9 protein-coding genes are annotated in these 15456 nt (G+C 65.2%); 5 read left to right on the forward strand and 4 right to left on the reverse strand.

Annotated elements, in window-relative coordinates; genetic code table 11:
* The first annotated feature begins 14 nt into the window (after positions 1–14).
* Positions 15–2822, forward strand: a complete 2808-nt coding sequence (locus tag CCR98_RS14965) for a TonB-dependent receptor (protein WP_087923225.1) — start codon at positions 15–17, stop codon at positions 2820–2822.
* A 121-nt stretch (positions 2823–2943) separates the two neighbouring features.
* On the opposite strand, the gene CCR98_RS14970 is transcribed toward CCR98_RS14965, so the two are convergent.
* On the reverse strand, positions 2944–6060 hold the full coding sequence (locus tag CCR98_RS14970) for a TonB-dependent receptor (protein WP_087923226.1): 3117 nt from the start codon (positions 6058–6060) through the stop codon (positions 2944–2946).
* Between the two features lie 558 nt (positions 6061–6618).
* Here CCR98_RS14970 and CCR98_RS14975 point away from each other — a divergent pair.
* The 4 genes from CCR98_RS14975 to CCR98_RS14990 all read left to right on the forward strand — a co-directional run bounded on the left by CCR98_RS14975 (position 6619) and on the right by CCR98_RS14990 (position 13225).
* On the forward strand, positions 6619–8721 hold the full coding sequence (locus CCR98_RS14975) for a M13-type metalloendopeptidase (protein ID WP_087923227.1): 2103 nt from the start codon (positions 6619–6621) through the stop codon (positions 8719–8721).
* A gap of 307 nt (positions 8722–9028) precedes the next feature.
* A complete protein-coding gene (locus CCR98_RS14980; protein ID WP_087923228.1) occupies positions 9029–11035 on the forward strand; it encodes a M13 family metallopeptidase in 2007 nt (668 codons plus the stop codon).
* Positions 11036–11159: 124 nt separating this feature from the next.
* Positions 11160–11642 (forward strand): VOC family protein, encoded by a 483-nt coding sequence (locus CCR98_RS14985; protein ID WP_087923229.1) that lies wholly within the window; start codon positions 11160–11162, stop codon positions 11640–11642.
* The gene (locus CCR98_RS14990; RefSeq protein ID WP_087923230.1) at positions 11639–13225 is read left to right on the forward strand and encodes an NAD(P)/FAD-dependent oxidoreductase; all 1587 of its coding nucleotides are present in this window, start codon (positions 11639–11641) and stop codon (positions 13223–13225) included. Before CCR98_RS14985 ends, CCR98_RS14990 begins: the two co-directional genes overlap by 4 nt.
* A gap of 154 nt (positions 13226–13379) precedes the next feature.
* Here the strand turns inward: CCR98_RS14990 and CCR98_RS14995 are convergent, their stop codons facing one another.
* The 3 genes from CCR98_RS14995 to CCR98_RS15005 form a co-directional block, all read right to left on the reverse strand.
* Complete coding sequence (locus CCR98_RS14995; protein ID WP_005410509.1) at positions 13380–14054, reverse strand: rhomboid family intramembrane serine protease; 675 nt, start codon at positions 14052–14054, stop codon at positions 13380–13382.
* 93 nt (positions 14055–14147) lie between these two features.
* Positions 14148–14486, reverse strand: a complete 339-nt coding sequence (locus CCR98_RS15000) for an MGMT family protein (RefSeq protein WP_223224586.1) — start codon at positions 14484–14486, stop codon at positions 14148–14150.
* A complete protein-coding gene (locus CCR98_RS15005; RefSeq protein ID WP_087924207.1) occupies positions 14483–15403 on the reverse strand; it encodes a DMT family transporter in 921 nt (306 codons plus the stop codon). The genes CCR98_RS15000 and CCR98_RS15005 overlap by 4 nt, the downstream gene beginning before the upstream one ends.
* Between the last annotated feature and the right edge of the window lie 53 nt (positions 15404–15456).

Below are 15456 nucleotides of genomic sequence, written 5' to 3' on the forward strand. Positions count from 1 at the left end.
TACGGGGATCCACCATGTCTCGCCAACGTTCCACGCTCTCGCGCCACCCTCTGACTCTCGCCCTGATGGGCACCCTGCTGGCCTCTGGAACCGCCCTGGCCCAGGACGGCAACGCGCCGACCCAGCTTGACCGTGTGACCGTCACCGGATCGCTGATTCCGCAGACCGAGATCGAGAACCACACGCCCGTCCTGACTGTCACCGCCGAGGACATCCAGACCCGTGGTTTCACCAGCGTCGCCGATGTCCTGCAGCAGTCCTCGCTGTCCACCGGCGGCCTGCAGGGTGGCCAGACCTCCGCATCCTTCACCCAGGGTGCCGAAGCGGCCGGCATGTTCGGCCTCAGCCCGGGCTACACCAAGTACCTGATCAACGGCCGGCCGATGCTCTCGTATCCGGCGCTGTACAACGGCGGCGATACCTTCAACAACATCAGCGGCATCCCGATCGACATCGTCGAACGCATCGAGATCCTGCCGGGCGGACAGTCCTCGCTGTACGGCTCGGACGCGATCGCCGGCGTGGTCAACATCATCCTCAAGGAGCGCATGGATGGTGGCGTGCTCAATGTGCGTGGTGGCGCCTACAGCGAAGGGGGCGGCAACAGCTTCCGCCTCAGCGGTGCACGCGGCTTCAACTCCAAGGATGACCGCTTCCATGCACTGGTCAACGTGCAGTATGAAAAGACCAGCCCGATCTGGGGTTACCAGCGTGACCTGACCAAGGTCAACAACCCCGACGGCTACAGCCCGCAGTATGTCTCCAATGATTTCCTGGTGCTGCTGCCGGCCGCCAACAACCGCTACGCGATGATGGACCCGAACCTGTGCGCCAACGTGGCCGGCCAGTTCGACGGCACCACTGTGCTCGGCACCCGGCCGACCGGCCAGGCCTGCGGTTCGGTCTATGGCACCGGCTACAAGACCATCAAGAACGGCAAGGAAAGCGGGCAGATCTACAGCTCCGCCACGTTCGACGTGAACGACAATTTCCAGCTGTTCGGCGATGCGCTGTACAGCCTGGAAGAGGTCAAGTACGCAACCGGTTCCGGCTACACCTGGTGGGGCACCTCTTCGGGGTGGGGCCGCTTCTATGACCAGACCAGCGGCCAGTACATGAACCTGCAGCGCGTGTTCGCGCCAGAGGACATCGGCGGCGGTGGTTACCGCGACATCATGAACACCGACCGCAACAAGGCCTACCAGGTCACCCTTGGCGGCCGCGGCACCGCAGGCAACTGGGACTACAGCCTCAGCTTCACCCGCGGTGAGTACAAGCTGACCGAACGCAACTTCGTACGCTGGAACGACCCGATCAACGACTACTTCGAGCAGCGCGTGCTGGGCCCGGTGCTGGGCACCACCAGCACCGGCTACGACATCTACAGCCCAAACTGGGAAGCGTTCTACGCGCCGCTGCCCGCCGGTGACTTCCAGAGCTTCACCGGCTACAGCTACAGCGAAAGCCGCACCTGGCAGAACCTGGCCCGCGCCCAGGTCACCAATGGCTCGCTGTTCAAGCTGCCCGGTGGCGATGCTGGCTTCGCCGTGGTTGTCGAAGGTGGCAGCGAAGGCTGGGACTACACGCCCGACCCGGGCCTGATGGACGGCAGCGTGTGGGGCACCACCGCCGTATCCGGTGCAGGCCATCGCAGCAACTACGCGGTGACCACCGAGCTGCGCATGCCGCTGCTGGAGACGCTGACTGTCACCGGCTCCGGCCGCTATGACGCCTTCAAGATCGGCAGCAACACCGTAGACAAGGCCACCTACAGCGTCGGCATCGAGTTCCGTCCGATCGACAGCCTGCTGTTCCGCGGCAAGTACGGCACCGCCTTCCGCGCGCCGACCTTGTCCGACGCCTTCCAGGGCCGCAGCGGTTACTACGCCAACGGCTCCACCGACTACTACCGTTGCGGCCAGCTGGGCTTCGATCCGGCCAACACCACCGGCTGCCCATACGACAGCGTCTCGGTGTTCGGCACCCGCTCGGGCAACCCGGACCTGGAGCCGATCACCGCCGACGTCTGGAATGCGGGCGTCGTCTGGGCACCGATCAACAACCTGTCGCTGTCGGTCGACTACTACAACTGGAAGATCAAGAACGAGGTCGATACGCTCAGCTCCGACCAGCTGCTGCTGGCCGAGTACTACTGCCGCAACGGCCAGTCCAACAACACCTCGGCCAGCTGCCAGAACGTCAATGACTGGATCACCCGTGATGCATCGGGCGTGCTCGACGAGATCTACACGCCGAAGATGAACGTCGCCCGCCAGAACCTGGAAGCGCTGACCGCCAGCTTCAAGTACGTGCAGGACATCGGCCGCTTCGGCTCGCTGCAGTTCTCGGCCAACTACACCGACATGCTCAAGCGCAAGCTGCAGCCGCAGCCGGGCGACGAGTACCTGGACCTGCTGCGCGACCCGTATGCGATGTGGGTGTATGACTCGTACGCCAAGGTGCGCGCGGACGGTTCGATCGGCTGGGCCAAGGACAACTGGACCACCACCCTGTACGCCAACTACATCGGCAAGACGCCGAATTACATGGCTTACGTGGGCAACGGCTATGACTACGTCCACAGCTCCGGTTACAAGGCTGGCAAGTGGGGTTCCTATACCACTTACAACCTGAGCGTGAACTACCGCGCGATGGAAAACCTGACCCTGTCGCTGATGGTCAACAATGTGTTCAACAAGATGCCGGACAACCAGCGCTACAGCTTCGCCGGCACCAGCGGCCAGCCGTACAACAACTACCTGTACAACGCCTACGGGCGCGCGATCTACGTGCAGGCCAAGTACGCGTTCGGCGTGAAGTAATCCCGCAACGGCAGCAACGGAAAAGCCCCGCCATGGCGGGGCTTTTTCGTGTCCGGCATGACCTTTCGGAAGAACAGGCCCGGGCAAAGCCGGGCCTGCCTTCTTCCTCCAGCCCTTCCGCTCAGCGGAAGCTGTAGCGCAGGCTGGCCATGTAGCGACGGCCCAGCGCGTCCAGCACGTACGGGAACGGCCCGATGTCGTCGGACAGGTTCAGCACCGACAGGTTCACCCGTGCATTGTCGGTCAGGCGGTAGCTGACATTGGCATCCCAGGTCGTCCAGCTGTCACGCTTGAAGTACTGCCGGCTTTCCGGGGTTGCGGTAAGGCTGAACTGCGAGCCGCTGGTGTAGTTGGACGTCACGCCATAGCTCCACTTGCCGATGGCATGCTGCGCCGTCCAGCGGAACTGGCGCTTGGGCTCGTCGAACGTACCCACGCGCTCCACGAACGGCACATCCGTGTTCGCGGCCTGGCCACGATTCTTCGGCATGTAGCCGTAGAAGCCCAGTGCGACCTGCCCGAATCGGCCCATGTCCCAGTTGTAATCCACCTCGGCCGTCCAGCCGCGGAACATCAGCACCGGGCCATTGCCGTACTCGGTGCGGATGTCGGTAGCTGCACCGCTCAGCGGATTGCGCGTCACCAGGCTGCAGAAGCGGTTGGCATTGGGCACGTTGGACGCATTGAAGTCCGGGTTGTCGAAGCAGCCGGTGATGATGTCGGTCGGGCTGAGGCTGGTGATCACATCGGTGATCTTGATGTCATACCAGTCGGCGGCAACCCGCAGCCCCTTCGCCCAGTCCGGTGCGAACACGATGCCCGCCGTCCAGGACTTGGCCTTCTCGTTCTTCAGCCCGGTGTAGCCGTTGACCGAGCCGAGGGTGTTGGTCGGCGATGCCTGGAACGTTGCCGGATCCGCACCCGGGTAAGCCTGGAAGAAGGCCTCGCAGTTGCGGCGGCGGATTGCCGGATTGGTGCCGCCGTTGATGGCCGACACGGAGCAGACTTCCGGGATGTTGTAGTACGCCGGCTGCAGCGAGGTATAGAGCTCGGCAATCGACGGGGCACGCAGCGACTGGGTCTTGCTGCCGCGCAGCTGGATTCCCGCGAACGGCTCGTACTGGACGCCATAGGTGTACGCATTGAAGCCACCGGCCACCGAGTTGACCACGCGGCGCCCCTTCAGGGTCACGTCCAGGCGATGAAGGCCCGGCAGATCCCAGTCAGGGTTGAACAGCGGCGCCAGGAACTCGGCGAAGATTTCATTGGTGTGATAGTCGCCCTTGGCGCCCTGGATCGGCACCGAACGGCCCTGCCCCAGCCGCTGGTATTCGCTCGGGGTGAACGAACCTTCTTCGCGCCGATGCTCCACGCCTGCGGCGAAGGAGAACTCGCCGCCCGGCAGGTCGAACAGGCCACCGGTCACCGACGCGTTGAACACGGTCTGGCGCGTCCGCGCCTTGGCCAGGGTCGGCGTCGACACATAGGCCAGTGCTTCCGGCGATGCCTGGTTCTCGCCGAACAGATTCAGCGGACGGCAGTTGGGATCCGCGGTCGTGCCAGGGGCGGAGGCATCACAGACGATGTTGCCGCTGGCATCGCGCTTCACGTTGAGCGCATTGATGAAGTTCTGCTGGATCAGGCCGGTCCCCTTGTAGTCGAAGTCGCCTCGACCATGGGTCACACTGGTTTCCCAGTTGAAACGGCGCTCACCAATGTCGAAGAAGCCGTCCAGGCCGAGCACGATGCGGCTCAGGCGCGTATCGGTGCTGGCGTTGTTCATGCTCAGGTCGCGCGAGGAGCGCGACAGGCGGAACGAGGTGATGCCGTTCTCGGCCAGGATACGGCGCGACTCCGCACTGAGGAACGGATTGTTCGCGCTGAACAGCATCGCGCCGCTCTGGTCACCACTGCCATCGGGATTGGCAGCACCGAAGCCAGCGGCGTTGTAGACGTTCTGGTCCAACGTCTCGCGCGCGGTGGCGCTGTAGTGCGACAGTTCGAAGAAGCCACGCACGTTGTCGTTGAAGTCGAAGCTGCCGGTCGAATAGACCGTACGGCGTTCGAGGTCGGCGATCAGCGGCAGGGTTTCGTTGAGATTCAGGCCATCGCCGCCGGACGCATTGCCGCTGGGATAGGAAATGCCTGGATCGTAGGCAACCAGATCGCCCTTGTTGTTGAAGTGCCAGAGCTTGTTGTTCGGGCCGAAGCCGTTCAATTCACCTGTGGCATTGCGCTGGTAGCTGCGCCGCACCTGGATGTCCGACGGCATGATCAGGCCACCGAAGGTCATGCTGGAAATGCGCCGGTTGCGGATCCAGACCTGGTCGGCAATGCCGTCGGCCGGCCCGGTGTTGAACGGGATGCCGGGATCGATGCGGCCGTCATTGCCCGGGGTACGCCACGACTGGAAGCGCGCCACGTTTGCTGCGGTCGGATTGGTCTGCAGGCTGTAGCCGTTGCGGTAGAAATCGCGCTGGAGCGCGTTCACGCCATCGCTGTTGTCCAGTTCGGCAGCAATGGTGAAATGACCACGGCCATCGGCGAAGCCGCTGCCGAAGATGGCGGACCATGAGTAACGGTCATTGTCGTTCTTGGTAGTCCTGCCAAAGCCGATCTCAACCTCAGCGCCTTCAAACTTGTCACGCAGGATGATGTTGTTCACGCCGGAAATGGCGTCCGAACCATAGGTGGGTGCGCCACCGATGCTCAGGCTCTCCACGCGCTCGACCATCACGGTCGGAATCGCGTTCATGTCGACCTGGATGCCCGAGCCGCCGCCTGCGCCGAACACGGTTGGCGGTGCCGAGGTCACAAAGCGCCGGCCGTTGACCAGGGTCAGCAGGCGGTTGCTGCCCAGGCCGAAACGGCTGGCGAAGTTCACGCCTGCACCGAAGCCAGCCTGGTCGCCACGCGAGGAGACACCGGCCGAAACACCGGGGATCTTGGTCAACGCATCGATCAGGTTGGTGTGCCCGTACGCCTCGATGTCCTGGCGGGACACCACGGCGGCAGGTTCCAGGGTGTCATAGCCAGCGCGGTAGATGTGCGAGCCCGTAACCGTGATGCGGTCCAGCTGGGTGGCCGCGGCTTCATTGGAAGCCTTCTTCGCGCTTTCGGCGGTGTCCTTGGCCGCTTCCCCCTCCTGCGCGAAGGCAGGCAGGGCGGCAGCAAGCAGAAGGGCCGAGCTGAGCGCGAGGCTCAACGGATTGCGGTGTAGTGGGCGAGTCTTTTCCATGTCTCTCTCTCAAAAGTGAAGGCATAAAAAGCTCTGCATCGGCAAGACAGAGGAAATGTAGTCAGCAGCTGTTCACGTGCCGATAACGGAATTCATACACATAAAGACACGAAACGGCAACATTCAGAAAAATTTCGATTTCATATGAGGCATCGTGAAACAGGGAATGAGGGCATGAGTTCGCACGAAATAACCCGACATAATCCTTTTAAATCAGCACCTTGATTAAGCGCCGCCGCATCCTGCGGCAACCATCATGCTTCGTGGACATGGGCCTGGACATGTCCTGTCACGGCGTGCGTCCAGCACCAGCATCCCCGCAATCGCGAACACGCATTCACAATAAGTTCACCCAATCCACATGGAGGGAGCGGGCGTTCGTCCGGCCTTGCGGCGGAGCCCGCTGTGCGCTCCTGCGACGCCCTTCTGGCGTCCGCACGCCCCTTGCACAGGGACATGACCTTCGACACCCTTGCAGGTCTGGCTGGCGGCGTATCGTTCGGCCCACGGCCGCCCCTGCGGCCACTCCCTGACTCACTCGGCCTGGAGGCCATTCAAGTGACCCGTACTCCCAAGATCGTGCTGCTGACCCTGGCCGTTTCGGCCGCGCTGGTTGGCTGCGGCAAGACTGAAACCCCGGCCAAGGACGCCACCGCCTCCGCCCCGGCCACCGCCGAAGCCACCACCTACAAGCTGGACGACAGCAAGCTGCCGGCCTACAACGCCTTCCAGCCGAGCGACCTGGACACCACCAAGGACGCCTGCACCGCCTTCGGCGACTACGTCAACAGCAAGTGGCTGGCCGCCAATGAAATCCCGGGCGACCGCACCAGCTGGGGCGCGTTCACCATCCTCGACGAGCGCTCGGTGGCCGTGCAGCACCAGCTGGCCGAACAGGTCGCGCAGGTCAAGACCCCGAACCACATCGAGAAGATCGTCGGTGACCTGTGGGCCACCGGCATGGACGAAGCCAAGATCAATGCGCAGGGCATCGAGCCGCTGAAGGCCGATCTGACTGCGATCGACGGCCTGCAGGACAAGGCGGCGATCGCCGACTACCTGCGCAGCAGCGCCGCCAAGGGTGACAACGTCCTGTTCGGCTTCGGCGCCGAAGCAGACTTCAAGAACTCCGCCATGAACATGGCCTATGCCAGCCAGGGCGGCCTGGGCCTGCCGGATACCACCTACTACACCGATGCCAAGAATGCCGACAAGCTGAAGGCCTACCAGGCGCACGTCGCCAAGGTGCTCGAGCTGTCCGGCGTGGCCGCGGCCGATGCGGCCAAGCAGGCCGAGGACGTGGTCAAGTTCGAAACCCGCCTGGCCAAGGCCTCCAAGTCGCGCGTGGAGCTGTCGCGCAACGTCGAGCTGTACTACAACCCGGTCACCCTGGCCGACGCCGACAAGCTGACCCCGAACTTCAGCTGGACCGAGTTCTTCAAGTCGCAGGGCGTGGCCGCGCCGGAGAAGTTCTCGCTGGCCATGCCGGCCTTCCATGAGGAAGTCAGCAAGGCGCTGGCCGACACCGATCCGTCGGTGTGGCGCGCCTACCTGCGCTTCCACACCGTGGACAGCGCTTCACCGTACCTGGCTGACGCCTTCGTGCAGGAGAACTACGAGTTCTACGGCAAGACCCTCAACGGCCAGAAAGAACAGAAGCCGCGCTGGAAGCGCGTGCTGGGCACCATCGAGAATGATGCCGGTGAAGCCTTCGGCCAGCTGTACGTGAAGGTTGCCTTCTCGCCGGAAGCCAAGGCGAAGATGGAAGAACTGGTGAAGAACCTGGCCGCCTCGCTGAAGGACCGCATCCAGGGCCTGAGCTGGATGAGCGAGGAAACCAAGGCCAAGGCCATCGCCAAGTGGGAAACCTTCACCCCGAAGATCGGTTACCCGGACAAGTGGCGCGACTGGTCCGGCCTGCAGACCCAGCGCGACAGCTACCTGGGCAACGTGCGCGCGGCCAACGAGTTCAACTACAAGTTCAACCTGTCCAAGATCGGCAAGCCGGTGGACAAGACCGAGTGGGGCATGACCCCGCAGACCGTCAACGCCTACTACAACCCGCTGCAGAACGAGATCGTGTTCCCGGCCGCCATCCTGCAGCCGCCGTTCTTCGATCCGAAGGCCGACGACGCGCTGAACTACGGCGGCATCGGTGCGGTGATCGGCCATGAAATGACCCACGGTTACGACGACCAGGGCGCGCGCTTCGGGCCGACCGGCAACATGGAAGACTGGTGGACCCCGGCCGACAAGAAGAACTTCGAAGGCCTCACCGGCAAGCTGGTCAAACAGTTCGACCAGTACAAGGTCGACGGCCAGGCAGTGAACGGCCACCTGACCCTGGGCGAGAACATCGCCGACCTGGGTGGCCTGGCCACCGCCTACGACGCCCTGCAGAAGGCCACCGCCGGCAAGGAAGATGCGAAGGTCGACGGCTTCACCCGCGACCAGCGCTTCTTCTTCAACTGGGCCACCGTGTGGCGCACCAAGTACACCCCGGAAAACGCCAAGGTGCGCCTGGCCACCGACCCGCACGCCCCGGCGCAGTTCCGCGCCATGGGTGCGCCGTCGAACCTGCCGACCTTCGCTGCCGCGTTCCAGTGCAAGGCCGGTTCGCCGATGGCCCGCGCCGGCGAGCAGCAGGTGGTGATCTGGTAAGCCACGGCTGACGCTGCGGCAGACCTGCAAAGGCCCGGGAATTCCCGGGCCTTTGTTTTGGCGGCGCCCGTCATCCCTGCATGGCGTGTATCTGCTGCGCCCGCGCTGGCCCACGCCCTTGGTGGATGCCGAGCCTGGTCGGCGCACGGCATGGCGGATGCTCCGTGATGCGTGCATGCCGCGCCCATGCCACACACCCGGTAGCGCCGGGCCATGCCCGGCGGATGCGCCGTGATGCGTGCATGCCGCGCCCATGCGCGGCTTGCTATAGTGCGCGCGCCCTCAATCCATCACGGATTCGTTCCACATGCCCAACTTCCGTCCGCTTGCCATCGCCCTGGGCATCAGCCTGGCGACCCTGGTCCCGACCCACGATGCGTTCGCCGCCAAGAAAAAGGCCGCACGCGCTCCGGCTGTCAGCGCCCAGTGCAGCGATTTCTATGGCGCCACCAATGCAGGCTGGCTGAAGGCCAACCCGACGCCGCAGATCGGCGCCACCACCGCGCTGGGCCAGCTGGTCGACCGCAGCCGCCAGCAGCAGCGTGAACTGCTCGACGCCGCGATGAAGTCGCCGCAGGGCAACGTGCAGAAGCTGCTGGGCGACTTCTGGGCCAGCGGCCTGGACGAAGCCGCCGTGGAAGCAGACGGGTCCAACCCGATCGCGCCGCTGCTGACCCGCATCAACGCCATCAAGAAGGCCAAGGATGTTCCGGCATCGATCGCTGCGCTTCACCAGGTCGGCATCCCGGTGGCCTTCAACTTCGGCCCGGACGTCGACCTGAAGGCACTGGACCGCCATATCGGCTACTTCATGCAGGGCGGCATGGGCCTGCCGGACCCGGCGTTCTACACCCGCACCGACGCCGACACCGTGGCGCTGATGGGTCGCTACCGCAACTACGTCAAGCAGATCCTGGCGTTGACCGGCACCCCGGCGGCGAAGCTGGATGCCGAATCGCAGTCGGTGATCGCGCTGGAGACCGAGCTGGCGCGCAATGCGCAGTCGCTGGCCGGCATCAACAACCCGTTCAACAACTACGCGCCGATCTCCACCAAGGAGCTCAACAGCCGTTACCGCAACCTGCAGCTGGACGCGTTCCTGAAGGCACAGGGCGTGGACGACGACCTGGTCTCGCTGGCCGACCCGGGCCTGTTCAAGCAGCTCGATGGCATGGTCACCAAGCTCAAGCCGGACCAGTGGAAGGCCTACCTGCGCTGGCGCGTGGGCGACGCGATGGCGCCGTACCTGTCCAAGGCCTACCGCGACGCAGAGTTTGAATTCCGTGGCCGCGTGCTGCGTGGCGAAACCCTGCCGCCGCAGCGCTGGGAAGACGTGCTGGACGCGATCAACGTGGCCGCCGGCCCGATGGTCGGCCGCGAATATGCGGCCCGTTACCTGTCGGCCGAAGACCGTCGCCAGGCGGCGTGGATCGTCGACAAGCTGCGCGAAGTGCAGATCGAGGCGGTCAAGAACAACAGCTGGATGAGCGCCGAAGCCAAGACCGAAGCGCAGGCCAAGCTGGCCGCACTGAAGATCGAGATCGGTACCCCGCTGCGCGACCTCGACTACAGCGTGCAGCCGATGGGCCGCGGCTCGTTCGGCGGCAACATGCTGATCGCTTCGACCTGGCGCCACCGCGAGGAAATGAAGCGCATCGGCAAGGGCAACGCCGACCGCCGCTGGGATGTGCTGCCGCAGCAGCCGTCGCTGGCCTACGACCTGGCGCAGAACCGCCTGATCGTCACCGCGGCGATCCTGCAGGGCCCAGTGTTCAACGCCAAGGCCGACGCCGCTGACAAGTTCGGCAGCTTCGGTGGCCTGGTCGGCCATGAGCTGACCCGTGCGATCGACGCCAAGGGCGCGCTGGTCGACGCCAAGGGCGAACTGCGCAGCTGGTGGACCCCGGCCGACAAGACCGCCTGGACCCTGCTCGGCAACCGCGTGGCCGCGCAGTACAGCGCCTACGACTTCCCGGGCGTGAAGGGTGCCAAGGTCAACGGCACGCTCACCCAGGAAGAGAACCTGGCCGACATCGCCGGCCTGGAGCTGGCCTGGGCGGCCTATACCGCGCAGGAGCCGAAGGCCAAGCAGGCGCAGCAGCAGGGCTTCTTCCGCGCCTGGTCGACCCTGTGGGCGCAGCAGCTGTCGCCGAACGAGGCCGTGCGCCGCCTGACTGCCGACATCCGCGCGCCGGGCCTGTGGCGCAGCAATGGCACGCTGGCGAACCTGCCGGCCTTCGGTGCCACCTTCAGCTGCAAGGCCGGCCAGCCGATGCAGCGCAGCGAAGCCGACCAGATCAAGGTCTGGCGCTGAGCCATCCGCAGTACCCGTAATACAGAGGGCGCCTTCGGGCGCCCTTTTTTTGCGGGTGCAGCACGATCCCGGGTTAACACCGCCCGTGCTATCGCTGCGGCTTCGTCCATCGCGGAGCCCCGACATGGCACACAAGAACACGATCTGTGTCTGGTACGACAACGGCGCGCTCGAGGCCGCCACCTTCTACGCCAGCATCCTGCCCGACAGCGCGGTGACCGCCGTGCATCACGCCCCGGGCGACTACCCGGACGGCAGGGAAGGCAACGTGCTGACCGTCGAATTCACCGTCTGCGGCATCCCCTGCGTCGGCCTCAACGGCGGCACCGCGTTCAAGCACAGCGAAGCGTTCTCTTTCCAGATCCAGACCGAGGACCAGGCCGAAACCGACCGTCTTTGGGACGCGATCGTCGGCAACGGCGGACAGGAGAGCCAATGCGGCTGGTGCAAGGACCGCTGGGGCATCTCCTGGCAGATCAGCCCGCGCATGCTGATCGAAGCGGTGACCAGCAAGGACAAGGCATTGGCCAAGCGTGCCTTCAACGCGATGATGCCGATGAAGAAGATCGACATCGCCACCATCGAAGCGGCGATCCGCAACGCATGACGACGTGGGATGCGATCCTCATCGGTGGCGGCCACAACGGCCTGGTCTGCGCGGCCTATCTGGCGCGCGCCGGAAAGAAGGTGCTGGTGCTGGAACGTCGTGGCGTTCTCGGCGGTGCGGCGGTCACCGAGGAATTTCATCCCGGCTTCCGCAACTCGGTGGCGTCGTACACGGTGTCATTGCTGCAGCCGAAGGTGATCGACGACCTGCAGCTGCATGCGCATGGGCTGCGCATCGTCGCGCGTCCGGCCAACAACTTCCTGCCATTGCCGGACGGCCGCTACCTGTTGTCTGCGCCAGGCCGCACCCAGGCCGAGGTGGCGAAATTCTCCGAGCGGGATGCGCAGCGCTTGCCCGCGTACGAGGCACGCCTGGAGATCTTCGCCGATGTACTGCGCGCATGGGCCCTGCGCACGCCGCCGGACCTGGGGGCAGCAGGCGGTTGGCGTGCCCTGCCCGCCCTGTGGCAGATGGGCCGTCTCGGTCGTGAACTGGCGACGCTGGATGCCTCGCTGCGGCAGGAGCTGCTGGATCTGTTCACGCTGTCGGCGGCCGAGTACCTGGACCGCTGGTTCGAGAGCGAGCCGATCAAGGCGCTGTTCGGCTTCGATGGCATCGTCGGCAACTACGCAAGCCCGTATACACCGGGCAGTGCCTATGTACTGCTGCACCACGTATTCGGCCAGTGCAATGGCGTGAAAGGTGCGTGGGGCCACGCGATCGGCGGCATGGGCGCGATCAGCCAGGCGATTGCTGCCTCGGCACGCGAGGCCGGTGCGGAGCTGCACGTGGAGGCCGGTGTGCAGCGCGTGCGGATTGAACAGGGCCGCGCGGTGGGCGTGGAACTGGCCAACGGCGAGATCCTGCGCGCACGCGCGGTGATCGCCAACGTCAACCCGAAGCTGCTGTACGAACAATTGCTGGAACCGGAACAGGTACCCAATGCAACGCGCGAGCGCATGGCGAACTGGCGATGCGGTTCGGGCACGTTCCGGATGAACGTGGCGCTGTCGCGACTGCCGGATTTCAGCGCCCTGCCCGGCTCCGGCGATCACCTCGGCGCCGGCATCATCATGGCACCCAGCCTGGATTACATGGACCGCGCGTGGCTGGACGCGCGCCGCGACGGCTGGTCACGCGAACCGATCGTGGAAATGCTGATCCCCAGCACGCTGGACGATTCGCTGGCGCCGCCCGGGCAGCATGTGGCCAGCCTGTTCTGCCAGCACGTGGCGCCGGTGTTGCCTGAAGGCCGCCATTGGGATGATCACCGGGAGACCGTAGCCGACCTGATGATCGCCACCGTCGAACGGCATGCGCCCGGCTTCACCGCCAGCGTGCTCGGTCGGCAGGTGCTGTCGCCGCTGGATCTGGAGCGCACCTTCGGCCTGGTTGGCGGTGACATCTTCCACGGCGCACTGAGTGCCAACCAGCTGTTCTCTGCACGGCCGATGGTCGGCCAGGCCGGCTATCGCGGCGCCCTGCCCGGCTTGTACCTGTGCGGCTCGGGTACGCATCCCGGCGGTGGTGTCACCGGTGCGCCCGGGCACAATGCCGCGCAGGTGGTATTGCGGGATCTGTAAAGGGTGTGCCCTTGGTGGGCGTGCCGTTTGCTCTGGTAGGTGCCAACCTTGGTTGGCACGCCTTTGCGTGTGCCGACCAAGGTGGGCACCTACCCGCCTGGGACAAAGCGTGCCAACCAAGGTTGGCATCTACCGCGTCAAATGATCCTTCGGATCATTTGACGCTGCGCAGATGGTTCGGGCGCTTCGGTGGACCGGGCGGGCGACGCTTGTTGAACGGCGGCTGCCCGCGCCAGTAGCGGATCAGCAACCAGCCGAACAGCATGCCGCCGAGGTGCGCGAAGTGGGCCACGCCCGGCTGCCAGCCGGTCATGCCCAGCACCAGCTCGCCCACACCGAACAGGATCACGAAGGTACGCGCCTTCATCGGGATCGGCGGGAACAGCAGCATCACCCGCTGGTTGGGGAACAGCATGCCGTAGGCCAGCAGCAGGCCGAACACACCGCCGGAAGCGCCCAGCACCGTGGCCGGGTTTTCCAGCAGCGTACCCACCAGCAGCTGGCAGACACCGGCACCGGCCACGCACACCAGGTAGTACAGCAGGAAACGCTTTTCGCCCCAGGTCTGCTCCAGCGGCGCGCCGAACATGAAGACCGCCAGCATGTTGAAGAACAGATGGCCGAAGCTGCCATGCAGGAAACCGTAGGTCAGCAGCTGCCAAGGCTGGAAGTTGCCACCCGGCGAAAATGCATCGAAGCCCTGCTGCAGGGGCTGCAGCATGAACGGCTCGAAGGTCTGCATGCCGAGCAGGAACGGCTGCTGCAGCAGGAACAGGATCGCGTTGGCGATCAGCAGGGCCTTGGTGACGGTTGGCAGTCGCGGGAACATGGGAGCACCGGCATGGAACGGCCTCCATCATAGCCGCAGCATCGTGTCTTGTTGGCGACCCGCAGGTCCGCGCTGTTCAGTCGCCAGCGGTGCTCAGCCCGGGCCCCACACGGCTGCGTCCAGCGCCGCTGCCGGATCTGTCGCCGGCATCCGCACCCGGCCGTTCTCCACCCGCACGCCCTCGGCGCGCAACCGCTGTGACTGCTCGCGCCAGCCGGCCGAACCTTCTTCCATGGCAATGCGCCCGTCCGAGCGCAGCACGCGGTGCCAGGGCAGGTCCGGGTCGTCGTTCTGGCCCAGGATGCGCGCGGTCAGGCGCGCACGCCCGGGCAGGCCCGCGCGCATCGCCACCTGGCCATAGCCCATCACCTGCCCCGCCGGGATCGCACGGATCACCGCCAGGATGCGCGCACGCGCCTGCTCCGGCGTCAGCGCCGCAGGCGGGTCACCAGCAGAACGCCGATCAGCACCAGCACGGTGCCGGCGATCTGCGCCGGCCCCATCGGTTCGTCGAGCAGCCATAGGCTCATCACGATCGTGGAAACTGGGCCCAGCATACCGACCTGCGCGGCCAGCGACGAACCCACGCGCTGCACCGCCAGCATGATCGCCAGCACCGGCAGCACCGTGCACACGGTGGCATTGACCAGCGACAGCCACTGCACCGGCGCCGGTGCCTGCCACAGCAGCGGAAGTGGATGAGTCACCGCGAAATGCAGCAGCACCAGCACCCCCGCCACGCAGCTGGCATAGGCGGTCAGCCGCACCGCACCGATGCGCGCGACCACCTGCCCACTACCGAACAGGTACAGCGCGTAGCTGAGCGCACTGCCCAGCACCAGCAGGCTGCCGACGATGATCTGCCCACCCTCGCGCTGCAGGTCATGGCCGAAGGCCAGCAGCACGCCCAGGTAGCTCAGCACCAGCGCACCGATCTGCCAGCGGCCCGGTCGCTGGCGCGCCAGCAGCACGTTGATCAGCAGCACCAGGGTCGGGTTCAAGTACAGGATCAGCCGTTCCAGGGTCACGCTGATGTACTGCAGGCCCTGGAAATCGAGAAGGCTGGACAGGTAATAGCCGGTGAAGCCCAGCCACAGCACGCGCGCGCGGTCCGCCCAGGACAGTGGTTCGGCCCGGCGCGCGGCCCACACTGCCATCAACGCGAACAGGGGCAGCGCCATCAGCATGCGCAGCGCGAGCAGCGTGGTGGCATCCACGCCGTGGCGCAGACCGAGCTTGACGATGATCGCCTTGCCGGAAGCAGCGATGGCGCCGATCGCAGCCAGGCCGATACCCCCCAGCGCGATGCGAGGGGAGGCGGTAGCGATACGGGAAGCGGTGTTGGACATCAGGACGACGGCGGGCCGCGCGGAGCGGCCCGGAAAGGCGTGGGAGGCGTCCA

The sequence above is a fragment of the Stenotrophomonas sp. WZN-1 genome (assembly GCF_002192255.1).
Taxonomy (GTDB): domain Bacteria; phylum Pseudomonadota; class Gammaproteobacteria; order Xanthomonadales; family Xanthomonadaceae; genus Stenotrophomonas.